The organism is Enterobacter sp. EC_50, from assembly GCF_019584525.1.
Taxonomy (GTDB): Bacteria; Pseudomonadota; Gammaproteobacteria; order Enterobacterales; family Enterobacteriaceae; genus Enterobacter; species Enterobacter roggenkampii.
In genome coordinates this window covers 112,277-137,956 of the sequence record NZ_VDAF01000013.1, presented here as the reverse complement: position 1 = coordinate 137,956, position 25,680 = coordinate 112,277, and the positions used below count along the sequence as shown (strand labels likewise).

Sequence of the window (25,680 nt, the reverse complement as noted above, 5' to 3'; positions counted from 1 at the left end):
GAGCCGGTCTGTAGAGAGGGAGCTGCCGCGAGATGCTTATGCGCTTTATGTTGCTGATGTTGGCATTCACGAGCCTGTCCAGCCAGGCGCAAACCATCAAAGAGAATATCGCCTTCGCGGTGATTGGCGAGCCGAAATACGCGGTCAATTTTACGCACTTCGATTACGTCAACCCAGCCGCGCCAAAAGGCGGTAAGGTCACGCTTTCCGCCACGGGAACCTTCGACAACTTCAACCGCTACGCCCTGCGCGGCGTGGCGGCCGCGCGAACGGAATCGCTTTACGATACGCTCTTTGTCACCTCCGATGACGAGCCCGGCAGCTACTATCCGCTGATTGCCGAGAACGTACGTTACGCCGATAACTTCGCCTGGGCGGAAATCTCGCTGAATCCGCGGGCACGTTTTCACGATGGCACACCGGTGAAGGCCAGCGACGTTGCGTTCACCTTCCATAAATTCATGACCGAAGGCGTCCCCCAGTTCCGCATCGTGTATAAAGGCGCGTCGGTCAGAGCCATCGCGCCGCTCACTGTGCGCATTGAGCTGAGCGAACCAAACAAAGAGAATATGCTCAGCCTGTTCTCGCTGCCGGTGATGCCGGAATCGTTCTGGAAAAATCATAAGCTGAGCGACCCGCTTTCAACGCCTCCGCTGGCTGGCGGCCCCTACCGCATTACCGACTGGCGAATGGGGCAATATGTCGTCTATTCCCGTGTCAAAGACTATTGGGCGGCCAATCTGCCGGTCAACCGCGGACGCTGGAACTTCGACACCCTTCGCTATGATTACTACCTCGACGATAACGTGGCGTTTGAAGCGTTCAAAGCCGGGGCATTCGATTTGCGCGTCGAGAGCAGCGCTAAAAACTGGGCGACCCGCTATATCGGCAAAAATTTCGCCAAAGGCTATATCGTCAAAGACGAACACAAAAATGAATCTGCCCAGGACACCCGCTGGCTGGCGTTTAATATTCAGCGTCCGGTATTTAATGACCGCCGGGTGCGGGAAGCCATCTCCCTGGCCTTTGATTTTGAGTGGATGAACAAAGCGCTGTTTTACGGGGCTTATAGCCGCGCCAACAGCTATTTTCAGAATACCGAATACGCTGCGCGTGATTATCCGAAAGCCGACGAACTGGTTCTGCTGGCCCCCCTTAAAGCAGAGGTACCGCCAGAGGTGTTTACAACGGTGTTTCAGCCGCCCGCATCGAAGGGTGACGGTTACGACCGCGACAACCTGCTCAAAGCCAGCAAGCTGCTGGATGACGCAGGCTGGCACCTGAAGAATCAAAAACGTGTGGATGCCAAAACGGGCAAGCCACTCAGCTTTGAACTGCTGCTCTCGTCCGGGGGCAACGACCAGTGGGTGCTGCCGTTTAAGCACAACCTTGAGCGGCTGGGCGTGACCATGAACATTCGCCAGGTTGATAACGCGCAGATCACCAGCCGCATGCGCAGCCGTGATTACGACATGATGCAGCGCCTGTGGCCCGCCCAGCCGTGGCCTAGCTCGGACCTGCAAATCTCCTGGGCCTCCAGCTACATCGACTCCTCGTACAATGCGCCGGGGGTAAAAAGCCCGGCGATTGATGCGCTGATTGCGAAAATCGTGGCGGCGCAGGGGGATAAAGACAAGCTCGTGCCGCTCGGGCGCGCCCTCGACAGGGTCTTAACCTGGAACTACTACATGCTGCCGATGTGGTATATGGGCGAAGATCGCCTTGCGCGCTGGGATAAGTTCTCCGTGCCTGCCGTGCGCCCGGTCTATTCTCTGGGCTTTGACACCTGGTGGTATGACGTTAACAAAGCCGCCAGACTTCCCGCTGAGCGGCGATAAGGAATTATCATGGGTGCCTATCTTCTCCGCCGTCTGCTGCTGGTCATCCCCACCCTGTGGGCCATCATCACGATTAACTTTTTTATCGTGCAAATCGCTCCCGGTGGGCCGGTCGATCAGGCCATTGCCGCCATTGAATTTGGCAACAGCGGCGGCATGCCGGGCGGCGGCGGTGAAGGGATGGGCGCCAGCCATGCGCGAACTGGCGTAGGGAATATCAGCGAAAGCCATTACCGCGGCGGACGCGGGCTGGATCCGGAGGTGATCGCCGAGATCACCCACCGCTACGGCTTTGATAAACCGATTCACGAGCGCTATTTCAAGATGCTCTGGGATTACATCCGCTTTGATTTTGGCGATAGCCTGTTTCGCAGTGCGTCAGTGCTGACGCTGATCAAGCAAAGCCTGCCGGTTTCGATCACGCTCGGGCTGTGGGGTACGCTGATCATCTATCTGGTCTCTATACCGCTTGGGATCCGCAAAGCGGTGTACAACGGCAGCCGGTTCGATATCTGGAGCAGCACGTTCATCATTATCGGCTATGCCATCCCGGCGTTTCTGTTCGCCGTTCTGCTGATCGTCTTTTTTGCCGGGGGCAGTTATTTTGATCTCTTCCCGCTGCGGGGGCTCGTCTCCGCCGATTTCAGCTCCCTGCCGTGGTACCAGAAAATCACCGACTACCTCTGGCATATCACGCTGCCGGTTCTGGCCACGGTCATTGGCGGGTTTGCGGCCCTGACCATGTTGACCAAAAACGCCTTTCTCGATGAAATTCGTAAACAGTACGTCGTCACGGCCCGCGCTAAAGGCGTGAGCGAGAAGCAGATCATGTGGAAGCACGTGTTCCGCAACGCCATGCTGCTGGTGATCGCCGGATTTCCGGCCACGTTCATCAGTATGTTTTTTACCGGCTCGCTGCTGATAGAGGTGATGTTCTCGCTTAACGGTCTGGGCCTGCTGGGCTATGAGGCCACCGTGTCGCGTGATTATCCGGTAATGTTCGGCACGCTCTATATTTTCACCCTGATTGGCCTGCTGCTGAATATCATCAGCGATATCAGCTATACGCTGGTCGATCCCCGAATCGATTTTGAGGGCCGATGATGCCGCGTTTAAGCCCCGTCAACCAGGCCCGCTGGGCCCGCTTTCGCCACAACCGCCGCGGCTACTGGTCGCTGTGGATTTTTGCCGTGCTGTTTGTCTTAAGCCTGTTTTCAGAACTGATCGCTAACGATAAACCGCTGCTGGTGCATTTTAACGACCGCTGGTACGTGCCGGTCATCGCCAATTACAACGAAAGCGACTTTGGCGGCCCGTTTGCGACGCCGGCGGAGTATCAGGATCCGTGGCTTCGCCAGCAGATTGATCAGCACGGCTGGGCGCTCTGGGCGCCGGTGCGTTTTGGCGCAAACAGCATTAACTTCGCCACCACGACCCCCTTCCCTTCCCCGCCCTCCGCGCAAAACTGGCTGGGAACGGATGCTAACGGCGGCGACGTGCTGGCGCGCATCCTGTATGGCACGCGTATTTCGCTTCTCTTTGGGCTGATGCTGACGATCTTCTCCAGCGTGATGGGCGTCGTGGCGGGCGCCATTCAGGGCTACTACGGCGGGAAAATTGACCTCTGGGGCCAGCGGGTGATTGAGGTCTGGTCAGGCATGCCGACGCTGTTTCTGATCATCCTGCTTTCCAGCGTCGTACAGCCCAACTTCTGGTGGCTATTAGGCATCACCGTCCTGTTCGGCTGGATGGCGCTGGTCGGTGTGGTCAGGGCCGAGTTTCTGCGCACCCGTAATTTCGACTATATTCGCGCCGCGCAGGCGCTTGGCGTGAGCGACCGCGGGATCATCTTCCGCCATATGCTGCCCAACGCCGTGGTGGCAACGCTCACCTTCCTGCCGTTTATTCTGTGCAGCTCCATCACCACCCTCACCTCACTGGATTTTCTCGGTTTCGGGCTACCGTTGGGTTCCCCGTCGCTCGGCGAACTGCTGCTGCAGGGCAAGAACAACCTGCAGGCGCCGTGGTTAGGCATCGCCGCCTTTCTTTCCGTGGCCGTGCTGCTGTCGCTGCTGATTTTTATTGGCGAAGCCGTGCGCGATGCCTTTGATCCGAACAAGGCGGTTTAAAATGACCCAGCCCCTGCTCCGTATTGATAACCTGTCGATTGCCTTTTCAAAACAGGACGAGACGCGCACCGTGGTCAGCGACCTGACGCTGCAGATCCAGCGCGGTGAAACGCTGGCCCTGGTGGGTGAGTCGGGTTCAGGCAAGAGCGTTTCGGCGCTCTCCATCCTGCGGCTGCTGCCTTCTCCGCCGGTGAGCTACCCGCAAGGGGATATCCTTTTTCACGGCCGTTCGCTGCTGCACGCCGACGAACAGACCCTGCGCGGCATTCGCGGCAACAAAATCGCGATGATCTTCCAGGAGCCGATGGTGTCGCTTAACCCTCTGCACAGCCTGGAAAAACAGCTCTATGAAGTGCTCTCCCTGCACCGTGGGATGCGCAAAGAGGCCGCGCGGGGAGAAATTCTGGATTGTCTTGAGCGCACAGGCATACGCAATGCGGCCAAACGGCTGAATGATTTTCCGCATCAGCTCTCCGGCGGCGAACGCCAGCGCGTGATGATCGCCATGGCGCTGCTGACGCGCCCCGAGCTGTTGATTGCCGACGAGCCCACAACGGCGCTGGACGTGACGGTACAGGCGCAAATACTGACGCTGCTGCGGGACCTGCGTGACGAGCTAAACATGAGCCTGCTGTTTATCACGCACAACCTGAGCATTGTCAGAAAGCTGGCCGACAGCATCGCGGTGATGCAAAACGGCCGCTGTGTTGAACAGAATGCGGCGTCCACGCTGCTGAGCGCGCCGCAACACCCCTATACGCAGCGCCTGCTCGACAGCGAACCCTCCGGGGACCCGGTTCCCCTCGACGCTGACAGCACGCCGCTGCTGCGCGTTGAGGATCTGTCCGTCTCGTTCCCGATCCGCAAAGGTATTCTGCGGCGCATTGTCGATCGCAACCCGGTGCTGAAAAACCTCCGCTTCTCGCTGCGCCCGGGAGAATCCCTGGGGCTGGTGGGCGAATCCGGCTCGGGTAAAAGCACCACCGGTCTGGCGCTGCTGCGCTTAATTGCCTCACAGGGCGAAATCCTGTTTGACGGCATGCCGCTGCACCGCTGGAACTGCCGCCAGATGCTGCCCGTACGTCCTCGCATGCAGGTGGTCTTTCAGGATCCCAACTCCTCGCTTAACCCGCGGCTCAGCGTGTTACAGATTGTCGAAGAGGGCCTGCGCGTCCATCAGCCCGGCCTGAGCGCGCAGCAGCGTGAGCAGGAGGTCATGCGGGTAATGGTTGAAGTGGGTTTAGATCCCGAGACGCGCCACCGCTATCCTGCGGAATTTTCCGGCGGGCAGCGCCAGCGTATCGCCATTGCCCGCGCGCTGATCCTGAAACCAGAGCTAATTATTCTGGATGAACCGACGTCGTCTCTGGACAGGACCGTACAGGCGCAGATCCTGGCGTTGCTTAAAGGGCTACAGGAAAAGCACCGGCTGGCCTATATCTTTATCAGCCATGATTTGCAGGTGGTGCGGGCGCTATGCCATCAGGTGATTGTGTTGCGACAGGGAGAGGTGGTCGAGCAGGGAGAGTGCCAGCGCGTATTTAGCGCGCCAACGCAGCGCTACACGCGCCAGCTGTTGTCGTCAGACTAGCGCTCAGAATGGATACTGGCCGGAGAAAGGCTCTGCAATAGCAACGCCAAAATTTTTCAGGCGGCAGGTGGCAGCAAACTCGTCCTGGCTTTTCACAAACAGGCACGGCTCCCCTTCGCATTCCAGCACGGAGCTGTCCACTTCGATATCCGTCAGGGCCTGACTGAGACGCTCCATCACCCGCCATGCATTTTCATCGCTCGGGCTCAGCAGCTTGAGCGCCACCAGGCAGTTTTCACAGCCCGCGACGTTTTGCGGAATCGGTTCAACTTTCGAACCAGCAAAACCCGCCGACCAGCGATAGCTCTGGGGCAAGCGATGGACAATAGAAAGTTGTAATGTATTCACGTTCGTTCCCCGGAAGCAAAATTTACTTCACAATTTATTTACATTTATAGTAACACATCATCGCCAGCCTGCACTATTCAGCACTTTTTTATCGGTATTCAGGCTCGCGTCGGCGCTATATGTACCCGTTTCTGCGATCTAACTCAACCTTTTTGAATACAATGATGTGACTTTTTACACAAATAGATTTTACATAAAATAAACAAACACAGCATAAACGAACGGGGTTTGGTTGATATGTATCAACAAAAAAGGCCCTGCCGGGCCTTCTCTGTGTTTTAGTGGGCCGCTTTTCGCGGTCGACTGGCGTAAAGATAGAAGAGTATCGAGCTGGTTGCGCAAAACGCCATCGCCCACAGCATTGGCCATGCCGTCGTAAAGGTGGCCATCGCAAGCAACGCGCCAACGATAGCGCCAATGCCGAAGCGGAACGTCCCCGCCAGGGAAGAGGCGGTCCCCGCCATGTGCGGGAACTCATCCAGGATCACCGCCATCGCATTGGACGACACCATCGACACGCAGCCGACAAAGGCCGCTACGCCGACCACCAGCGCCCAGAAGCCCACGCCCAGAAACGCGCTCACCACCAGCCAGATCGCCATCACAAACTGGATCCACAGCCCCGCGCGAAACATGTTCAGCGCCCCCACCCGCCGGACAAAGCGGCTGTTGATGATGGTCATGATGAACAGGAAGACGATGTTAAGCGCAAAGTAATAGCCGAAGTGCTGCGGCGACACGTGGTTAAGCTCGATGTAGACAAACGGCCCGGCGCTCAGGAAAGAGAACATTCCGGCAAAGCTGAACCCGCTTGCCAGCATATAGCTGAGCACGCGCTTGTGGCGAAACAGCGAGGCAAAGTTGCCGATGGTGGTACGGATGTGAAACTTCTGGCGGCGCTCGACGGGAAGCGTTTCATCTATAAAGAAGAAGATCATTGCCGAGGCCAGCAGCGCGGCCAGGGCCAGGATCCAGAAAATCACATGCCAGCTGAACCACACCAGCACCGCACCACCCGCCATTGGCGCCACCAGCGGCGCAATCGTCGTCACCAGCATCACGAACGACATCATGCGGGAGAACTCTTCCTTCGGGTAGATATCGCGCATCAGGGCGTTAATCACCACGCTTGCCGCTGCCGCTGCCAGACCGTGGAAGAAGCGCATGATGATCAGATGATCGATGGTCTGGGCCAGCGCGCAGGCAACCGCAGCGGCCGCAAAGACCAGCGTCCCGCCCAGAATGACGGGCTTGCGTCCAAGGCTGTCCGCCATCGGGCCATAAAACAACTGGCCGAGGGCAAAGCCGAGAATATAGGTGCTGAGCGTCATCTGCGCGCTGCCCGCCGGGACGCCAAACTGCGCGGAAATGACCGGCAGCGCGGGCAGGTACATATCAATAGACAGCGGCATCAGCATGGCCAGCAGGCCAAGAATGAAGACGATTTTGAACGACGAGTGTGGCCTGATGGTCACAGGGTTCTCCTGAAATTAGTGCGAAGGCAGACCGACGCTGGCGATCTCTTCTTCCGTTAACGGACGGTATTCGCCTGGCGCAAGGTCGGGATCGAGTTCAATCGCACCAATCCGTTCGCGATGCAGGCCAACAACGTGGTTCCCCACCGCGGCAAACATACGTTTCACCTGATGGTAGCGCCCTTCGCTGATGGTCAGACGGACCTCCGTCGGGGTGATGACTTCAAGCACCGCCGGCTTAGTCAGATCTTTTTCATTATGCAGCTGCACGCCTTTCGCGAAGTGCTCAGCCGTGTCATCCGACACCGGTGACTCCAGCGTCACGAGATAGGTTTTCTCGCAGTGGTGGCGTGGAGAGGTGATGCGGTGCGACCACTGACCGTCGTCGGTCATCAGCACCAGACCGGTGGTGTCGATATCGAGGCGGCCTGCGGCATGCAGCTTGTGCGCCACCGGTTCGTCGAGGAAATAGAGCACCGTCGGGTGATCCGGATCGTCCGTTGAGCAGACGTAGCCTTCCGGCTTATTGAGCATGAAGTAGCGAGGACCGTGCTGCTGGGTCAGCGGATTGCCGTCATACTCCACCTGATGGTCAGGTTGCAGTTTGAACGCGCTGTCTCTCACAATGTCGCCATCCACGGTAACGCGGCTGGCGCGAATTTCGCGCCCGGCAATAGCGCGGCTTACGCCGAGTTGCTGAGCGATAAACTTATCAAGTCGCATGAAATCTTTTTAGCCTTAATGGTGCAGGAAGTCGGACAACAGGTCCGAAAATAGAAGCAGTCTGGAACGGTTCAGTATAATGGTCTGGTTGCGCCACTCAAGGGAAAAAGTTTCGTGGCATACTATCTATACCCTAAATAATTCGAGTTGCATGAAGGCGGCAAAGGAGTGAATCCCCGGGAGCTTACATAAGTAAGTGACCGGGGTGAACGAGTGCAGCCAACGCACAGGCAACTTGAAGTATGACGGGTATATGTGCGGAATAACAAAACCGAGACCCCATGACTTTTACACTTCGTCCCTATCAGCAGGAAGCCGTTGACGCCACCCTCGCCTGGTTCCGTAAACATCGCGAGCCGGCGGCGATTGTGCTCCCGACCGGCGCAGGCAAAAGCCTGGTCATTGCCGAGCTGGCGCGTCTGGCCCGCGGCCGCGTGCTGGTGCTGGCGCACGTTAAAGAGCTCGTCGCGCAAAACCATGCCAAGTATTGTGCACTTGGACTGGAAGCCGACATTTTCGCCGCCGGTCTAAAGCGTAAAGAGAGCCACGGCAAGGTGGTGTTTGGCAGCGTGCAGTCGGTGGCCCGCAATCTGGATCTGTTTCGCAGCGAATTTTCGCTGCTGATTGTCGACGAGTGTCACCGCATCAGCGATGACGACGACAGCCAGTATCAGCAAATCCTGACGCACCTGAAGGACGTGAACCCTCACCTGCGCCTGCTGGGCCTGACGGCGACCCCGTTTCGTCTGGGGAAAGGCTGGATCTATCGCTACCATTATCACGGCATGGTGCGCGGCGATGACAAGGCCCTGTTTAGCGACTGCATCTACGAGCTTCCGCTGCGCTACATGATTAAACATGGCTACCTGACGCCACCTGAACGGCTGGATATGCCGGTGGTGCAGTATGATTTCAGCCGCCTGCAGGCGCAGAGCAACGGGTTATTCAGCGAAGCGGATCTTAACCAGGAGCTGAAAAAGCAAAAGCGCATTACGCCGCATATCATCAGCCAGATTGAGGAGTTCGCCGCGACGCGCAAAGGGGTGATGATCTTTGCCGCCACCGTTGAGCACGCGCGAGAAATCACCGGGTTACTGCCCTCCGGCGACGCGGCGCTCATCACCGGCGAGACGCCCGGCCCCGAGCGCGACCGCCTGATTGAGGCCTTTAAAGCCCAGCAGTTCCGCTATCTGGTTAACGTGTCGGTGTTGACCACCGGCTTTGACGCCCCGCACGTCGACCTGATCGCTATCTTGCGCCCGACCGAATCGGTCAGTCTGTATCAGCAAATTGTTGGCCGCGGCCTGCGTCTGGCGCCGGGGAAAACCGACTGCCTGATTCTGGATTATGCCGGTAACCCGCACGATCTCTATACGCCTGAGGTCGGCGCGCCAAAAGGAAAAAGCGACAACGTGCCCGTGCAGGTCTTTTGCCCTGCCTGCGGGTTTGCCAACACCTTCTGGGGCAAAACCACCGCCGACGGCACGCTGATCGAACATTTTGGCCGCCGCTGTCAGGGCTGGTTTGAAGATGATGAAGGGCATCGCGAGCAGTGCGATTTTCGTTTCCGCTTCAAAAACTGCCCGCAGTGCAACGCCGAAAATGACATAGCCGCTCGCCGCTGTCGGGAGTGCGACACGGTGCTGGTTGACCCGGACGACATGCTGAAAGCGGCGCTAAAGCTGAAAGATGCGCTGGTGCTGCGCTGTTCCGGCATGGCGCTGCAGCCCGGCGCGGATGAAAAAGGCGAATGGCTGAAAATCACCTATTACGACGAGGACGGGGCGGACGTCAGCGAGCGCTTCCGGGTCCAGACGCCTGCCCAGCGAACGGCCTTCGAACAGCTGTTTATTCGCCCGCACACCCGCACCCCGGGCGTGCCCCTGCGCTGGATCACCGTGGCCGATATCGTGCGCCAGCAGGTGTTGTTGCGCCATCCGGATTTTGTCGTCGCCCGTAAGAAAGGCCAGTACTGGCAGGTGCGCGAGAAGCTCTTTGACTACGAAGGTCGCTTCCGTCGCGCCAACGAATTGCGCGGTTAGCGGGACTTTTCATTGATGTGAGGGGCATTTGAGTATAAAATGCCGCCCGCTTCACATCCGTGAGGCAGAACACTCACCTGCTGCTGGGTCGCCTGTAGTAGGGTTTTAAATACAGAGAGAAATCAATGTTCACTATCGAAGCAGAAGTACGTAACGTGCAGGGTAAGGGTGCGAGCCGCCGCCTGCGTACCGCTAACAAGTTCCCGGCTATCGTTTACGGTGGCGAAGCTGCTCCAGTTGCAATCGAACTGGATCACGACAAACTGTGGAACCTGCAGACCAAAGCTGAATTCTACAGCGAAGTTCTGACCATCGTTGTTGGCGGTAAAGAAGAAAAAGTGAAAGTTCAGGCTGTTCAGCGTCACGCGTTCAAGCCAAAACTGACTCACATCGACTTCGTTCGCGCGTAATCGCAAACCTGTCGAAAAAAACCCCGCTTCTGCGGGGTTTTTTGTGCCTGCTATTTACCGCCCGAGGTGCGGCGCTGAAGCTGATCGCGCAGATTCGGCGGCGTCCCCTTAATGGTCAGCGTATCGGTGGCCGGATCCCAGAAGATACGTTCCCCCAGCAGCATCGCATCAAAGTTGATGGTTAACCCGCCGCCGCTGCCGGCAAACTTGGTTAACTGACGCAGCGTGCTGCGATCCGCCGGGAAGCTCTCTTCAAGCTCATAGCCCTTCTCTGCGGTAAATTCCTGGAAGCTGACTTCGCTGACGCCCGCCAGCTCTTTTGACAGCGACTCCAGCTCAATCTCTTCCCCAGCCTGCAGCTGTTCGTTGCAGTAGCTGTAAACCTGCTGACGCACCGTCTGGCGCTCAGATTTATCGAGCTGCGCTTCGGCTGTGAAATCGTCAACCGCCTGGAGCAGCCCTTTGTTCTGCGCTTTGGCGTTAAGCCCTTCACTGGCACCGAGGAAATCCATAAAGAAATCCGCCACTTTTCGGCCCACGCGTCCCTTCAGGAAAGTCAGGTAGCGGGTCGACTCCGGGTTGGTTTCCCACTCGGTCAAATCTATACGCGCCACGATATCCGCATGGTTAATGTCCAGATAGTGCGTCGAGCTGATATCCAGTTGCTCGTTCACGCGCATGCTGCTTAAGTTATTCAGCACGGTAACCAGCAGGTACTCGACCGCCAGATAGCGGTAGTGGCAGAACAGCACGATCCCGCCGTCAGCGAACGGATATTTCGCCAGCTCGTCGCGCAGGCGCCCGGTTGCCGCACGGCTAAACGCCAGGAAATCCTCTTCACCCTGGCGCTGCAGGCGCAGGCTATCGGCCAGTTCACTCTCTTCGCTGAACAGCCCATAGGCTTTATTTTTGGCGCTGTAGACGCGATGCAGCTCTGCCATCATCTCCACAACGGTCGCCGTGGGTTCCAGTAACGAATCGCGCAGCACCACTTCAAGGGTTTGCTCATCGCGCTTGATAAGCTGGTGCAGGGCAATCTGGTTGATTTCCAGACTCATGATAAACTCTCCTTTTAGACCGGGCGGTATTCAACCACCACCAGGACATGTGTGCAACAACAGATAAAAAAGGGGAAAAAAAGCTGTTGCTACGGTAATATGTTGCCCTTTCATCAACAAACTGATTTTGATTTATGCCACAACATTCCCGCTACAGTGATGAACACGTTGAACAACTGCTCAGTGAGCTGGTCAACGTACTGGAAAAACATAAAACGCCGACCGATCTCTCCCTGATGGTTTTGGGAAATATGGTCACCAACCTGATTAACACCAGCGTTGCTCCGGCTCAGCGTCAGGCGATCGCAAAATCTTTCGCCCAGGCTTTACAGACGTCCGTCAGCAACGACCCGGCCCATTAAGGGATACGAACAACAGTTTATGGTGACGAATCGTCAGCGCTACCGTGAAAAAGTCTCCCAGATGGTCAGCTGGGGGCACTGGTTTGCCCTGTTCAACATTCTGCTGGCGACGGTCATTGGCTGTCGTTATCTGTTTGTCGCAGACTGGCCAACAACGCTCACCGGGCGTATCTACTCCTGGATAAGCGTTGTCGGTCACTTTAGCTTTTTGGTTTTCGCCACCTATCTGCTGATCCTGTTCCCCCTGACGTTTATCGTCATGTCGCAGCGTCTGATGCGATTCTTGTCCGCCATCCTTGCGACGGTGGGGATGACGCTGCTGCTTATCGACAGTGAAGTGTTCACCCGCTTCCACCTGCATCTCAACCCCATCGTCTGGGAGCTGGTGATTAACCCCGACCAGAACGAAACGGCCCGCGACTGGCAGCTGATGTTTATCAGCGTCCCGGTGATCCTGTTGATTGAGATGCTGTTTGCCACCTGGAGCTGGCAAAAACTGCGTAGCCTGACCCGCCGACGCCACTACGCGAAGCCCGTCGCCGCGCTCTTCTTCGTCTCCTTTATCAGTTCGCACATCATGTATATCTGGGCGGATGCGAACTTCTATCGTCCTATTACTATGCAGCGCGCGAACCTGCCGCTCTCGTACCCGATGACGGCCCGTCGCTTCCTCGAGAAACATGGCCTGCTTGATGCGCAGGAGTACCAGCGCCGTCTTATCGAGCAGGGTAACCCGGAAGCCGTCAGCGTGCAGTATCCTCTGAGCGACCTGCGCTATCGCGATATGGGCCGCGGGCAAAACGTCCTGCTCATCACCGTCGACGGCCTGAACTATTCCCGTTATGAGAAGCAGATGCCAGCCCTGGCCAATTTCGCGAGTCAAAACGTCACGTTTACTCAGCACATGAGCTCCGGTAACACAACCGACGCGGGCATCTTTGGCCTCTTCTATGGCATTTCAGCCGGATACATGGACGGCGTACTCTCTACCCGCACGCCTGCGGCGCTGATCACCGGGCTGAATCAGCAGGGCTATCAGTTAGGGTTGTTCTCATCCGATGGCTTTAACAGCCCGCTCTACCGCCAGGCGCTGCTGTCCGATTTTTCACTGCCGGCGGCACAGAATCAGTCCGATGCGCAGACCGCCAGCCAATGGATAAACTGGCTGCAGCGCTATGCCCAGGAAGATAACCGCTGGTTCTCATGGGTTGCCTTTAACGGCACAACGCTTGCTAACAGCAATAAGAGTGATTTCGCGCGCCGCTACGGCCGCGCGGCGGGTGATGTTGATGCGCAGATTGCCCGCGTGCTTGACGCGCTACGTGAGTCCGGCAAGCTGGACAACACCGTGGTGATCGTGACGGCAGGCCATGGCGTCCCGTTAGGTGACGAGACGAAGAGCATGAGCTGGTCACGGCCTAACCTGCAGGTTCCGCTGGTCATCCACTGGCCGGGCACCCCGGCGCAGCGCATCACTATGCTTACCGAGCATAAAGATGTGATGACCACCCTGATGCAACGCCTGCTGCACGTCAGCACGCCGGCAAACGAGTATTCGCAGGGCCAGGATCTCTTCAGCGCCGCGCGCCGCCATAACTGGGTTACGGCAGCAGGGAATAATACGCTGGTGGTAACCACGCCGAAGCTGACGCTGGTGCTGAACAGCAACGGGAATTATCAGACGTATAACCTGCAGGGTGAGCGGCTGAAAGACCAGAAACCGCAGCTGAGCCTGCTGCTGCAGGTCCTGACGGATGAGAAGCGTTTTGTCGCTAACTGATTAATAATAAACCAGTTAGCGACGGATTTCCTTGCATTCAAAACGGAATCGAGTAGTATTCTTTCTATGCGTCGGCACGTAGCGCAGCCTGGTAGCGCACCGTCATGGGGTGTCGGGGGTCGGAGGTTCAAATCCTCTCGTGCCGACCAAAAATACATTGAAAACCAGCCTCTCATGGCTGGTTTTTTATTTCGCCTCGTCCGGCGTTTTGCGCAGGTACACAAGCGTTACCAGACAAATCACTGCCCCGGCATAAAACGTATATTCCGCCCCAAACGTTTCCCAGATGGCTCCTGCCCCCAGGCTGGCGACTAACAATCCCACGCCGCTGACCAGACTAAAAATGCCGTAGGCGGTACCGCGCAGATCCGCAGGCGCCGTTTTTGCGATCATTGCCGCCAGCAGCCCCTGCGTCATCCCCATATGCACTCCCCAAAGCGCAACGCCCAGAAGCATTCCAGCCCAGTGGGTGCTCAGCGCCAGCACAATATCTGCTCCAATCAGCATCACCAGACCCCACTGCAGTAGCCTGGTGTGGCTCATCCGGTCCGATAACTTGCCAAACGGATAGGCAGAGAGGAAATAGAGCAGATTCATGGCCACCATCACCAGCGGGATCAGCGCCAGCGGCACCCCCGACTGCTGTGCGCGCAGGACAAGAAAGGCTTCACTGAAGCGTGCGAGCGTGAAGATGGCCCCCAGACCAATAACCCACCAGCAGCCTTTCCCGAGACGCCTGAGGTTCTCTTTTTTGATGGGGTTCGTGCGTTTATGTTCGACGGGCGTTTTCGGCTCATGCAGGCCGAAGAAAAGCAGCGCCACGGCGAGCACGCCGGGGATCACCGCGATCCAGAAAATCGTGCGGAAATCATCGTTCCACACCAGCATCAATCCTACGGCCAGCAGCGGCCCGAGAAATGCGCCGATGGTGTCCATCGACTGACGCAGCCCAAAGGCCGCGCCGCGAAGTTCCGGCGGCGTAACGTCAGCAACCAGCGCATCGCGCGGCGCTCCCCGGATCCCCTTCCCGACCCGGTCGATTAAGCGTGCCCCCAGAATCATGCCGGAAGAAGAGGCGATAGCGAACAACGGTTTACTCAACGCGCCAAGACCGTAGCCCAGAACCGCCAGTCCTTTACGCTTGCCCAGATAGTCACTGATGGCGCCGGAAAACACCTTGATAAACAGCGCAGTGGCCTCAGCCAGGCCTTCAATCAAACCAATGAAAATCACGCTGGCGCCCAGCGTCGTGACCATAAACAATGGCAGCAGGCTGTGAATGATCTCCGAAGAGATATCCATTAACATACTTACTCCACCGACCACCCAGACACCTTTTGGGATCTGGCGGAGCGTGGCAAACCGGGATTGCATTAAGCCTCTCCTGCTTTCTGTAAAAAAAGGTGCTCTCAACAGAATATCCTGGAAAGGCGAATAAAAATTATCAGGCATAAAAAAAGCCACCCCGCAGGATGGCTCAGTTATCGCAAATCGGTGCTTAGTGCTTCTCACGTCCGCCCAGGAAAAAAATACCCAGCGGTATAGCCAGCAGAACGGTGAATACCAGGCTGTAGACAAAGATCATCGCCGATTGCAGGACATACATGCTGGTTGTCCAGGCAGAGAGAGGAATGTTGTACTGTTCGATGACGCCAACAATCGTGGCCCGCCCCACGCACGCGGCAGCAATCATAAACACGACCAGCAGCGCCAGGAGGAACTTGCGGCCTTCAGGCGTTTTCAGTTTTGCACGAACCATCTCTCTTCCCTTTTACAGATGAATAACATTATAGAGGTTCTAAAATAACACAAACGCCTGCCGGACTCCACGCCAGTACAAATCTCCACTTAAGTGGCAAATATATGGTTTATTACGCTATTAATATTGAAAATGTAAGTAAATAACACCAATCATTCACAGTCGCTATGTTAACCTGTGCAAGATCGTTTTGACATAAAGGAATGACAATGAAAAACGCACCTAAATTTGCCATCGCACTCATCGCTGCCGCGTGTGTCAGCACCAGCGCTTTCGCCAGCGAAACCCCTAAAGAGCAGCCGCTGGAAAAAGTCGCCCCGTATCCGAAAGCGGATAAAGGGATGACGCGTCAGGTGATCCAGCTTCCGGTTCAGCAGGATGAAGCGAACTACAAAGTGGAGCTGTTAATTGGCAAGACGCTGGAAGTGGACTGCAACCAGCATCGTCTGGGTGGTCAGCTGGAAAGCAAAACGCTGGAAGGCTGGGGTTACGACTATTACGTCTTTGATAAAGTCACCTCTCCGGTCTCCACCATGATGGCCTGCCCGGATGGCAAGAAAGAGAAGAAATTTGTGACCGCCTATCTGGGCGACAACAGCCTGCTGCGCTACAACAGCAAGTTGCCGATCGTGGTCTATACGCCTGAAAATGTGGAAGTGAAGTATCGCGTGTGGAAGGCTGAAGAGAAGATTGAGCAGGCTGTCGTACGTTGAAATTAAGTCGGGCGGCGGCTTCGCCTTACCCGACCTACAAAACAACACCGAACATAGGCCGGGTAGGCGTCAGCGCCACCCGGCTTTTTTACCTTACAGCGCGATATCCGCAACCGGTTTGTTTTCCGGCTGAGGCTTCAGCTCCGCTTTTGGCGCAGCATCCGCAGCCTGCGGTTTGATGTACTGCAGCTGCAGTACGCGGCTGGTGTATTCCAGCTCCTGCTCCGTCGCGCTCACGTTACCGTTCAGCTTCGTGCCGTAGGATGGAATAATGGTCTTCAGCTTCGCCTGCCATTCCGGACTGGCGACTTTATCTTTAAACACTTTTTCCATCAGGTGCAGCATGATTGGCGCAGCGGTAGACGCACCCGGTGACGCACCCAGCAGCGCGGCGATGGTGCCGTCCTTATCGCTCACCACTTCGGTGCCCAGACGCAGCACGCCACCCTCTTTCGGATCGCGCTTGATGATCTGCACGCGCTGACCCGCCTGCCACAGGCGCCAGTCTTCTTTCTTCGCCTCAGGATAGTACTCTTTCAGCGCTTCGAAACGGTCGTCGTCAGAGAGCATCACCTGGCTAATCAGGTATTTCACCAGATCGAAGTTATCCAGCCCCACGTCCATCATCGGCTTGACGTTAGAGGTGGTGGTTGCGCTCAGCAGATCCCACAGGGAGCCGTTTTTCAGGAATTTAGTGGAGAAGGTCGCGAACGGGCCAAACAGCACCACGCGTTTGCCGTCAAGCATACGGGTATCGATGTGCGGAACAGACATTGGCGGCGCGCCCACGGAAGCCTGACCGTACACTTTTGCCAGATGACGATTCACCACTTCCGGGTTATCGGACACCAGGAACTGACCGCCCACCGGGAAGCCCGCGTAGTCATCCGCTTCCGGAATACCGGACTCCTGCAGCAGTTTCAGCGCGGCACCGCCCGCACCGATAAAGACAAACTTCGCCTTGATGACGTGCTCGGCTTCGTTGTTTTTCAGATCGGCAACGGTCACGCTCCAGCTGTTATCCGCGTTGCGCTTGAAACCGCGCACTTCGGTGCTGAGCTGCAGGTTGAAGTTCTCTTTTTTCTTCAGAGACGTCACCAGCTGACGGGTAATTTCACCGTAGTTGACGTCGGTACCAATTTCGGTACGGGTCGCCGCCACTTTCTGGTTCGGGTCACGACCTTCCATGACCAGCGGAGCCCACTCTTTAATCTGCGCGTGGTCTTCAGAGTATTTCATTCCGCGGAACAGCGTGCTCTGCTGCAGTGCGGCGTAGCGCGCGCGCAGGAAGTTGACGTTCTGCTCGCCCCACACAAAGCTCATGTGCGGTACGGTGTTGATGAAAGAGTGCGGGTCGTGCAGTACGCCGCTGTTGACCTGGTGAGACCAGAACTGGCGAGAAACCTGGAACGCCTCGTTGATCTCTACCGCCTTCTCGATACTAATGGAACCGTCCTTTTTCTGCGGCGTATAGTTCAGTTCCATGAGTGCCGAATGGCCGGTACCGGCGTTGTTCCAGCCGTTCGAACTCTCCTGCGCCACGCCATCAAGGCGCTCGACCATGGTCATTGACCAGTCCGGCTGCAGTTCTTGCAGATAGGTTCCCAGCGTGGCGCTCATGATACCGCCACCGATTAAAAGGACGTCCGTTTCCTGCTCTTTTGGTGCGTCAGCTTTCGCCGCCATAGAGACGGTGTTAAGCCCCACGGCCAGAGAAAAGAGCATGGCAGTCATTTTTTTCATAATTTATGCCTTAGTGTAAAAGTGCTTGATGCGTGGAAATTGCAGGTGAAACAAGCTGCGGGGGCACGGTAACAACTTTTAAATATTGTTTAAAGGTTACGAAATTATTGTAATTGTGAAATTTAATGATGGATTGTTTGTGAGGAATTATCGAAGCGTCTGGTAAAGCGCGGTTTAACGGGCTAGTATGTTGCGTTTTGTGATCGCGCGCACGGAAGCCTGCCCTAACCAGCGAAACGTTATGTCCCTACCCCATTCTGCTGTCTCTCCCGAAAACCGTGTCGCCAGCGTGCTGCGTTCCCCTAAGCAGCTGACGCGTGAAACGCTGGCTGGCGTGATTACCGCCCTGGCGCTGATCCCCGAGGTCATCTCATTTTCGGTGGTGGCGGGCGTTGACCCGAAGGTCAGCCTGATCGCTTCCGTGGTGCTGTGTCTTGCCCTGTCTGTACTGGGCGGTCGTCCGGCGATGGTCACGGCCGCGGCCGGTTCCGTGGCGCTGGTTATTGGGCCCATGGTGCATCAGCACGGCGTACAGTACATTCTTCCCGCCGTGCTCATGGCTGGCGTAATTCAGATTCTGTTTGGCCTCCTCGGCATGGCCAGACTGATGCGCTTTATTCCCCAGTCGGTCATGACCGGATTTGTTAACGCCCTCGGGATATTGATTTTCTTTGCGCAGGTTCCGCATTTCTGGAGCCGAAGCCCGCTGATTGTGGGCCTGTTCGTGCTGACGGTACTGATCGTGCTGTGGGTGCCGCGCTATTTCAAAAGCATCCCTTCCCCGCTGATTGCGATTGTGCTGTTAACCTTGTTTACCGTTTCAACCGGGCAAAACCTGCCGACCGTGGGCGATGAAGGTGCCATGAGCGGCGGCTTGCCGGATCTTAGTGAACTTCTGGTCCCCCTCAATTTACAGACGCTGAGCATAATCTGGCCGTGCGCGTTGAGCATCGCGTTTGTCGGCCTGCTGGAATCCCTGCTGACCGCAAAGCTGGTGGATGAGCTGACCGCGACGCCGTCAAGTAAACGCCGCGAAAGCATTGGATTAGGCGTCGGCAATATCCTGGCCGGATTTTACGGTGGTATTGCGGGCTGCGCGATGATCGGACAAACCATCGTTAACGTAGAGATGGGGAAAGGCCGAAGCCGCATTTCAACCTTCGCTGCGGGCATCGTGCTGCTGATCCTGGTGACGGCGCTCAGCGACGTGATGGCCAACATCCCGATGGCGGTGCTGGCGGGCATAATGGCGATCGTCGCCGTTAAAACCTTCAGCTGGCACAGCCTTCAGCCGGCCACGCTGAAAACGGCCCCGATTGCAGAAACGGTCGTCATGCTGGTCACCGTTGCCGCCACGGTATCAACCGGCAATCTGGCGATTGGCGTGCTGGGCGGGATTATCGTCATGGTGCTGCTTCCCGCCCGCATTAAGCGTCGGCTTAAAGCAGAAAAATCGTCGCCAGCCCAAGAAAAATAAAGAAACCGCCGGTATCGGTGATGGCGGTGATCATCACGCTCGACCCCACCGCGGGGTCGCGCCCCAGTTTGGTCATGGTCAACGGGATAATGACGCCCATCATCGATGCCACGAGCAGATTCAGCACCATCGCCAGCATCATCACGCCGCCTAACGCCATATCGTCATACAGCCACCAGGTGATGCCGCCCATAATGCCGCCCCACACCAGGCCGTTGATCAGCGCCACGCCCATCTCTCTGAAGATCAGAAAGGCGAAGTTGCCGGGCTGAATATTCTCCAGCGCCAGCGCGCGGACGATCATGGTAATGGTCTGGTTTCCGGTGTTGCCGCCAATCCCGGCCACAATCGGCATCAGCGAGGCCAGCGCCACCAGCTGCGAAATGGTGTGTTCAAAGCCGTCAATCACGCGGGAGGCGATAAACGCGGTACACAGGTTAATGGCCAGCCACGCCCAGCGCGTTTTCACCGCCTTGCCGACGGAGGCATGGACGTCATCTTCCGCGCTGATCCCCCCCAGCGCACGCAGGTCGTTATCGGTTTCTTCATAAACCACGTCAACGATCTCGTCGATGGTCAGACGCCCCATCAGTTTGCCGACGGAGTCCACGACGGCGGCACTCACGAGGTCATCACGTTCGAAGGTACGCGCCGCTTTTTCCGCATCGTCCTCTGGGGAGAAGACCATCGGCTCGTTTTCCATCACCTCGCTCACCTTCCGCTGGGTGCTGTTGAGCAGGATGGTTTTCAGCTCCAGCTCGCCAAGGAGGGTTTTATCCCGGGAGGTGACAAACAGCTTATCGGTGTTATCCGGCATTTTGCCCAGGCGGCGCAAATAGCGCTGCACGGTGCCGAGCGTCACGTCCGGGCGCACCGTGATAACGCCGAACTCCATAATCGCGCCGACGCTGTTTTTCTCGTAATGCATCACCTGACGCACGCGCGCGCGTTCATCGGCAGGCAGTGACGCCAGCAGGCGGCCGGTCAGGTTTCGCGGCAGGTGTTGAACCAGGTAAATCTGTTCGTCGATATCCAGCGTTTGCAGTGCGTCGAGGATGTCCCGATCGCTCATCTCATCGATCAGGTCGTCCCAGACGTTTTCCGAGGCCTCAAGCAGCACCTGTCCGCGCTCGTGATCCTGCACCAGCCTCCACAGGGCATGACGCTCTTCCGAGGGAAGCGCTTCAAGGGTGTCCGCCAGATCCGGCGGGGGTAAGTGAGCAACCAGCGCACCTACCTCAGCAATATCGTCGGCTAACGTGCCGACATCATATTGCTCAGCCAGGGTCAGTTTGCCTAATAGCGTAGACGTGACCGCTTTATCGGTCGTGAGAAGCCAGATCAGTCGCGCACGTTCCTGGTCACGCTGTCTGGCGCTGTTTTTCTTTAATACCGACATCAATCATAAATCCATGAAATAAGTTGGTATTAAGCATAGCGCGAGGATATGTAAATAAGAATAAACAACGGGCCGGGATGGAGAAAAAAGCGGCATATCGTGCAAATCATTGTGCCCGGCGGCGCTACGCTTGCACGGGCCTACAAAATCCCAGGCCGGGTAAGGCGAAGCCGCCACCCGGCACACGGGCATCAGGCCGTGCGCGCCACCGCGTCACGCGAGGCCGCATCGCGCGCTTCACCGGTCAGCTCGCTCAGCCTGCCCTCGCGCATCTCCAGCAAGCGGTCAGCGTGAATAAAGTAATGATCGTCGTGGCTGATGGCGAAAATGGTTTTGCCCATCTCCTGCATCAGCGGCAGCAGCACCTGATAAAACTCGCGGCGGAAGTGCGGGTCCTGATCCGCCGCCCACTCGTCGAGCAGAATGATGTCACGCTCTTCCGCCAGCGCAAGCAGCAGCGCCACGCGTTTTTTCTGCCCTTTGGAGAGTTTGAGGTTAAGGATCTTGCCGTCCTGAAGTTCCAGCTTGTGCGACATCTGCAGGTGCGCCAGCCATTTTTCCACCAGCGCAGGATTGGCCTGCTGCCCTTCCGGCCCCAGCAGCCGATCAAACAGCCAGACGTCGGTGAACACCGCCGAGAAAAGCTTGCGGTAATCCTCGGGCTTCTCCGCGCTCAGCGCTCTGCCATCCAGTAAAATCTCGCCCGACTGCGGCTGATAAAGGCCAGTGAGCAGCATTGCCAGCGTCGATTTACCGCTGCCGTTGCCGCCAATCAGGAACAGCAGCTCGCCGCGGCGGATCGTCAGATTGAGCGGCTCCACGGAGAAGGCGCTGTCCTGATAGCGGAACGTGACGTTACGCAGCTCGAGCGTCTGCCAGTTCGGGAAGGCCTGCGGGCGCGGGAATTCGGGCTTAAACGGCGCGAGATCGAATTTTTTGAGTTTATTAAAGGCCACCTGCGCACTCAGCAAGGTGGGCAATGCGCCGACCGCCGAGAGCAGCGGCGTGCGCAAAAACAGCAGCGTCAGTGAGTAGGTTGCCGCGACGTTGGTATCCGCCCAGCCCAGGCTGTTCGCCATCCAGAACACCAGGCCAATGGCGCCCAGCATCATAATGTTTGACCAGTTCACCGCGCTCAGGTGGAAGGTATCGGCGCGAATGATATGGTGCCGGTATTCGCGCGCGTCCGGAATATAGAGATGGTTAAAGATATACTCGGCGCGCTCGCGGTTCAGGGTGAGCTCTTTGCGCCCTTCCAGTACCGTCTGGTAATCGTTATAGAGCTTATCTTCGGTTTCGCGCAGGACCGCCATGTGTTTATAGACGCGGGACACCAGCACAAAACCGCCCCAGATGGTGATGGCAATCCACAGCGCAGTCACCGCCAGCATTTTGCTGGAGAGCCAGGCGAGATAGGCCGCCGAGCCGAAGGTCAGAATGATCCCCTGCACCAGCTCCGGCAGACGAACGAACGCGATAGTAATGGCGCGAACGTCGCTGGTCAGCCCCGCCAGCAGGGAGGCGCTGCCGAGCTGCTCGACGCGCTCGACCTGAGTGTCCAGGATGCGCTTGATAAACTCGCTGCGCAAACGAAAAACGAAATGGTGCCCGAGCGCGGTCAGCGCCAGCTGGGAACCGAGCGTAACCGCCATCAACAGAAGCAGCAGGCCGAGAAACTCCGGCAATACGGAGAGCGAGGTGTCGACCATTTCAATCAACCGCACGTTAATAAACGCGATCAGGCCAATACCCAGCGCGGCGCTGGCCAGGCTTAACGCCATGACGGCGACGAAGGGCCAGCGGTACTGACGCCAGACGAGGAGAAGTAGTTGCATGCAGGCAATCCGGACAATAAAAATCAGCCAGCAGTGTAAACTGCCCTGCGCGGACATCAAGAATAATTCTTATTTTAGTTTACTGTACCCCGCCTGACGGAAGGTCAGATTAAAGCGGTACTCGCCCGTGAGGGGGTGAACGCCGGGTTTCAGCGGCTGAATGCCGTGATAGTAAAGCCGCGATTCCCTGCCCCACACCACCACATCGCCATGTTCCAGCATGATGCGTTTGAGCGGATCGTTGCGGCGTAATCTCCCAAACTGAAAGACGGCGGGCAGGCCTAACGATACCGAAACGATAGGCGCGCGCAGATCGGGCTCATCTTTGTCCTGATGCAGCGAGAGCTTCGCCCCGACGGCGTAGCGGTTGATCAGACAGGCGTCAGGACGGAAGTCAGGATAATCCGCCGCCACGGCAGCCTCGTGACAAAGTGCCTGGAAAACCGCAGGCATGGGAGGCCACGGCCGACCTGTCGTGGGATCGTTCGGAGCATACACATACCCACGTTCGTTTGTCGCCCAGCCCAGTTCGCCGCAGTTGGCCATGGCCACCGACATGGTGTAGCCGCCCGGCGTCACCATATGGCGAAACGGTGAAACCGCCGTCACCTCTTCAATACCGGCAAGCAATGCCTCCGCACGGGAGAGAGCAAAGCGACGCAGGATCGCTGCCCCTGGCGCAAGCGGTTCCTGCCAGGGTTCAGCATCCGCAAAAAGATCGAGCATTATTCCTCCCGGCGTTTCGCCTCACGTTTCAGTAATAGCGCTTTTCGCGCCGTCCCCCAGCGATAGCCCGACAGCGCACCGTCGTTGCGAACCACGCGATGACAGGGGATCACAATTGCCAGCGTGTTGGCCGCACAGGCTCCGGCGACGGCGCGTACCGCACCGGGTTGACCAATCGCCTGCGCCACCTGCTGGTAGCTTGCCGTTTCGCCGCAGGGAATAGTGCGAAGGGCCTGCCAGACGCGCTGCTGGAACGCGGTACCGCGAATATCCAGCGGCAGCGCAAGCGGTACGTCGCGGTTATCAATACTGGCAATGACCTGGTGGATCCGCTGTACGAAGGTGTCGTCCAGCGGCGCGTGCGTCGCTTTTGGAAATTGCGTGGCAAGCTCTGCGGTGACTTCCGCATCGGTGTCACCCAGCAGAATCGCGCAGATCCCCCGCTCGCTTTCGGCGACCAGACAGCGTCCTAGCGAACAGTCATCGATAGCATACCGTACGGCCACCTCTCCTTTACGGTACTGCTTCGCCGTCATACCCAACGCATCGTTGGCTTTACGATAATAGCTGCTGCTGTCGGGAAATCCCGCTGCCAGCACGGCATCGGTAATTTTGTCTCCCTGCGCAAGCGCGGTGCGCAGACGCTGACCCCGCGCCGCCTGCTGCCAGGCTTTTGGCGTCATGCCGGTCACGGATTTAAACAGGCGGTGGAAATGGAAAGGACTCATGGCAACCTGCTCCGCCAGCCTCTCCAGAGTTAGCGCAGGATCCTGCTCCAGAAGCCGGCAGGCGTGTTCCACTTTTGCCAGCTTTTGCGCCTGCGCGTCGCGCTTGTCCGGCATGCAGCGCTTGCACGGACGAAAGCCCGCCTGAGCGGCGTGCCGGGCATCGGGATAAAAGCGGACATTTTTACGCAGCGCGTGGCGGGCGCGGCATGACGGACGGCAGAAAATACCGGTCGTCTGCACGGCGAAGACAAACTGATCGTCAGCGAGCGGATCGCGGGCCAGCACGGCCTGCCAGCGATCCTCATCGGTAGTGAAGGTTGGGTTTTTCATGATCGGCTCCTCGTATAAGCATACATAGAGCGTGCCTGGGCGCCACCGATAAAAAACCCGCAACCTTGCTTTTTAATTTTTGTCGCTGACCAGGAAACTGTTGAACTGCGGCGAGCTCCAGGTTTTAAACCCGTCGCCCTCTTTGGTGATCATATAAACCGCCAGCCCTTCCTGACGGACCACCTCTTTGGCTTTCTCCGGGCCAAGAACCATTAATCCGGTATCCCAGGCATCCGCTTCCAGCGCGGTGGGGGCAATGACCGTCACCGAGACCAGGTTATGCGTGATGGGGCGGCCGGTCTGCGGATCAATCACGTGCGAAATACGCTTCCCGTCAAGCTCATAATAGTTGCGATAGCTTCCGGAAGTGCTGATGCCATGTCCGTTGATATCCACTATTGCCTGCACGGCATTTTGCCGATCCGTCGGTTTTTGAATCGCCACGCGCCACGGTTTATCGCTGGCGTTCATGCCCCGACTGACCAACGCGCCGCCCACGGAGACCAGATAACGGGAAATCCCCTCCTGCGCCATCAGTGCAGCAAGATGATCCGCCGCGTAGCCTTCCCCGACCGTCGACAGATCGACAAACAGATCGGGAATATCTTTCTGCAGGTACTGCTGCCCGTACTGGTTGATGACGGTCAGATGCTGTAGCCCGGTCCGGGCGCGGGCGTCATCAATGGCCGCCTGTTCGGGCGTCTTCACCGGCTGTTTATTCGGGCCAAATCCCCAGAGGTTCACCAGAGGGCCGACGGTGACATCCATCGCCCCGTTGGTTTTATAACCTACGCGCATTGCCTCGGTCACGATATCGGCCATCGCCTCGCTCACCGGCCACAGAGAGGTGCTGGTTGAGAGGTTAAAGCGCATCAGCGCCGAATCATTTTTATAGGTCGACAGCAGCTGATCGTCGGCGTCCAGCTGTGCCTGGATTTTGCCGCGAAGCTCATCCGTGCGCGTTTTATCGAGGTTCATCACGCTGACGCGCCAGAAGGTGCCCATCGTTTTGCCTTCGAGCACCGTCGCGGCAGGTGCGTCGGTTTTCGCCACGGGTGTGGGATCGTTACACGCGGTCAGGAAAAAAAGCATAGCCAGAAAGCTGGCGCGTAAAAAAGTCATGTCCATTCATTATTATCCTCATGCCAGGGCGGCAAGAGTACACCAAAACGGGTGAGTTGTGAGAATCAGAGAGGCACAAAAAAAGGGAGCCA

General features: G+C 57.3%; 22 protein-coding genes and 1 tRNA gene. 11 read left to right on the top strand and 12 right to left on the bottom strand.

The window, feature by feature from the left end:
• Window positions 1–32 precede the first annotated feature (32 nt).
• Genes FHC48_RS12835 through yejF form a run of 4 tightly spaced genes read left to right on the top strand, consistent with a single transcriptional unit; the run spans window position 33 to window position 5,558 of the window.
• Window positions 33–1,838 carry an extracellular solute-binding protein gene (locus FHC48_RS12835; protein WP_008500948.1) on the top strand — a complete coding sequence of 602 codons (1,806 nt, stop codon included), beginning with the start codon at window positions 33–35 and terminating at the stop codon, window positions 1,836–1,838.
• Window positions 1,839–1,847: 9 nt separating this feature from the next.
• Entirely contained in the window at window positions 1,848–2,942 is a 1,095-nt protein-coding gene (locus FHC48_RS12830; RefSeq protein ID WP_008500949.1) for a microcin C ABC transporter permease YejB, read from the top strand.
• On the top strand, window positions 2,942–3,967 hold the full coding sequence (locus FHC48_RS12825; RefSeq protein WP_032663181.1) for an ABC transporter permease: 1,026 nt from the start codon (window positions 2,942–2,944) through the stop codon (window positions 3,965–3,967). The genes FHC48_RS12830 and FHC48_RS12825 overlap by 1 nt, the downstream gene beginning before the upstream one ends.
• 1 nt (window position 3,968) lies before the next feature.
• Complete coding sequence (gene yejF / locus FHC48_RS12820) at window positions 3,969–5,558, top strand: microcin C ABC transporter ATP-binding protein YejF (RefSeq protein WP_059363836.1); 1,590 nt, start codon at window positions 3,969–3,971, stop codon at window positions 5,556–5,558.
• A 3-nt stretch (window positions 5,559–5,561) separates the two neighbouring features.
• Here the strand turns inward: yejF and FHC48_RS12815 are convergent, their stop codons facing one another.
• The 3 genes from FHC48_RS12815 to rsuA form a co-directional block, all read right to left on the bottom strand.
• Window positions 5,562–5,906 carry a YejG family protein gene (locus FHC48_RS12815; RefSeq protein WP_008500952.1) on the bottom strand — a complete coding sequence of 115 codons (345 nt, stop codon included), beginning with the start codon at window positions 5,904–5,906 and terminating at the stop codon, window positions 5,562–5,564.
• 278 nt (window positions 5,907–6,184) lie between these two features.
• Window positions 6,185–7,381, bottom strand: coding sequence for a Bcr/CflA family multidrug efflux MFS transporter (locus FHC48_RS12810; RefSeq protein WP_059363835.1), 1,197 nt, complete (start codon window positions 7,379–7,381; stop codon window positions 6,185–6,187).
• A gap of 15 nt (window positions 7,382–7,396) precedes the next feature.
• Complete coding sequence (gene rsuA / locus FHC48_RS12805; RefSeq protein ID WP_021241522.1) at window positions 7,397–8,104, bottom strand: 16S rRNA pseudouridine(516) synthase RsuA; 708 nt, start codon at window positions 8,102–8,104, stop codon at window positions 7,397–7,399.
• Between the two features lie 281 nt (window positions 8,105–8,385).
• On the opposite strand from rsuA, the gene FHC48_RS12800 reads away from it, so the two are divergent.
• Together FHC48_RS12800 and rplY are read left to right on the top strand one after the other, a co-directional pair.
• Window positions 8,386–10,146, top strand: coding sequence for a DEAD/DEAH box helicase (locus FHC48_RS12800; RefSeq protein WP_023325683.1), 1,761 nt, complete (start codon window positions 8,386–8,388; stop codon window positions 10,144–10,146).
• Between the two features lie 125 nt (window positions 10,147–10,271).
• The gene (gene rplY, locus FHC48_RS12795) at window positions 10,272–10,556 is read left to right on the top strand and encodes a 50S ribosomal protein L25 (RefSeq protein WP_008500956.1); all 285 of its coding nucleotides are present in this window, start codon (window positions 10,272–10,274) and stop codon (window positions 10,554–10,556) included.
• Window positions 10,557–10,606: 50 nt separating this feature from the next.
• Here rplY and yejK read toward each other — a convergent pair whose 3' ends face one another.
• Window positions 10,607–11,614, bottom strand: a complete 1,008-nt coding sequence (yejK, locus tag FHC48_RS12790) for a nucleoid-associated protein YejK (protein WP_008500957.1) — start codon at window positions 11,612–11,614, stop codon at window positions 10,607–10,609.
• 134 nt (window positions 11,615–11,748) lie between these two features.
• On the opposite strand from yejK, the gene FHC48_RS12785 reads away from it, so the two are divergent.
• The 3 genes from FHC48_RS12785 (at window position 11,749) to FHC48_RS12775 (ending at window position 13,905) form a co-directional block, all read left to right on the top strand.
• The gene (locus FHC48_RS12785) at window positions 11,749–11,976 is read left to right on the top strand and encodes a YejL family protein (RefSeq protein WP_059363833.1); all 228 of its coding nucleotides are present in this window, start codon (window positions 11,749–11,751) and stop codon (window positions 11,974–11,976) included.
• 19 nt (window positions 11,977–11,995) lie between these two features.
• Window positions 11,996–13,756, top strand: coding sequence for an LPS biosynthesis-modulating metalloenzyme YejM (gene yejM, locus FHC48_RS12780; RefSeq protein WP_023294051.1), 1,761 nt, complete (start codon window positions 11,996–11,998; stop codon window positions 13,754–13,756).
• Window positions 13,757–13,828: 72 nt separating this feature from the next.
• Window positions 13,829–13,905: transfer RNA gene (locus tag FHC48_RS12775), tRNA-Pro, on the top strand.
• A gap of 37 nt (window positions 13,906–13,942) precedes the next feature.
• On the opposite strand, the gene FHC48_RS12770 is transcribed toward FHC48_RS12775, so the two are convergent.
• Window positions 13,943–15,130: an MFS transporter gene (locus FHC48_RS12770; RefSeq protein WP_059363832.1), complete on the bottom strand. Its 1,188-nt coding sequence runs from the start codon at window positions 15,128–15,130 to the stop codon at window positions 13,943–13,945.
• A 124-nt stretch (window positions 15,131–15,254) separates the two neighbouring features.
• Complete coding sequence (locus FHC48_RS12765) at window positions 15,255–15,515, bottom strand: DUF2534 family protein (RefSeq protein WP_008500962.1); 261 nt, start codon at window positions 15,513–15,515, stop codon at window positions 15,255–15,257.
• Window positions 15,516–15,724: 209 nt separating this feature from the next.
• Between FHC48_RS12765 and eco the strand changes: the two genes are divergently transcribed.
• Window positions 15,725–16,228, top strand: coding sequence for a serine protease inhibitor ecotin (gene eco, locus FHC48_RS12760; protein ID WP_039024004.1), 504 nt, complete (start codon window positions 15,725–15,727; stop codon window positions 16,226–16,228).
• 93 nt (window positions 16,229–16,321) lie between these two features.
• Here the strand turns inward: eco and mqo are convergent, their stop codons facing one another.
• On the bottom strand, window positions 16,322–17,971 hold the full coding sequence (mqo, locus tag FHC48_RS12755) for a malate dehydrogenase (quinone) (protein WP_023325740.1): 1,650 nt from the start codon (window positions 17,969–17,971) through the stop codon (window positions 16,322–16,324).
• A gap of 187 nt (window positions 17,972–18,158) precedes the next feature.
• Here mqo and FHC48_RS12750 point away from each other — a divergent pair, with 187 nt between their 5' ends.
• Complete coding sequence (locus tag FHC48_RS12750; protein ID WP_059363831.1) at window positions 18,159–19,448, top strand: SulP family inorganic anion transporter; 1,290 nt, start codon at window positions 18,159–18,161, stop codon at window positions 19,446–19,448.
• Here the strand turns inward: FHC48_RS12750 and mgtE are convergent.
• The 5 genes from mgtE to apbE all read right to left on the bottom strand — a co-directional run bounded on the left by mgtE (window position 19,411) and on the right by apbE (window position 25,594).
• Window positions 19,411–20,847 (bottom strand): magnesium transporter, encoded by a 1,437-nt coding sequence (gene mgtE / locus FHC48_RS12745; RefSeq protein WP_021241530.1) that lies wholly within the window; start codon window positions 20,845–20,847, stop codon window positions 19,411–19,413. The two genes, FHC48_RS12750 and mgtE, sit on opposite strands and share 38 nt — an antisense overlap.
• 191 nt (window positions 20,848–21,038) lie before the next feature.
• Complete coding sequence (locus FHC48_RS12740) at window positions 21,039–22,682, bottom strand: multidrug ABC transporter permease/ATP-binding protein (RefSeq protein WP_059363842.1); 1,644 nt, start codon at window positions 22,680–22,682, stop codon at window positions 21,039–21,041.
• A gap of 69 nt (window positions 22,683–22,751) precedes the next feature.
• Window positions 22,752–23,408: a DNA oxidative demethylase AlkB gene (gene alkB / locus FHC48_RS12735; protein WP_059363830.1), complete on the bottom strand. Its 657-nt coding sequence runs from the start codon at window positions 23,406–23,408 to the stop codon at window positions 22,752–22,754.
• Complete coding sequence (ada, locus tag FHC48_RS12730) at window positions 23,408–24,466, bottom strand: bifunctional DNA-binding transcriptional regulator/O6-methylguanine-DNA methyltransferase Ada (RefSeq protein ID WP_059363828.1); 1,059 nt, start codon at window positions 24,464–24,466, stop codon at window positions 23,408–23,410. Before ada ends, alkB begins: the two co-directional genes overlap by 1 nt.
• A gap of 72 nt (window positions 24,467–24,538) precedes the next feature.
• A complete protein-coding gene (apbE, locus tag FHC48_RS12725; RefSeq protein WP_059363827.1) occupies window positions 24,539–25,594 on the bottom strand; it encodes an FAD:protein FMN transferase ApbE in 1,056 nt (351 codons plus the stop codon).
• Window positions 25,595–25,680 lie beyond the last annotated feature (86 nt).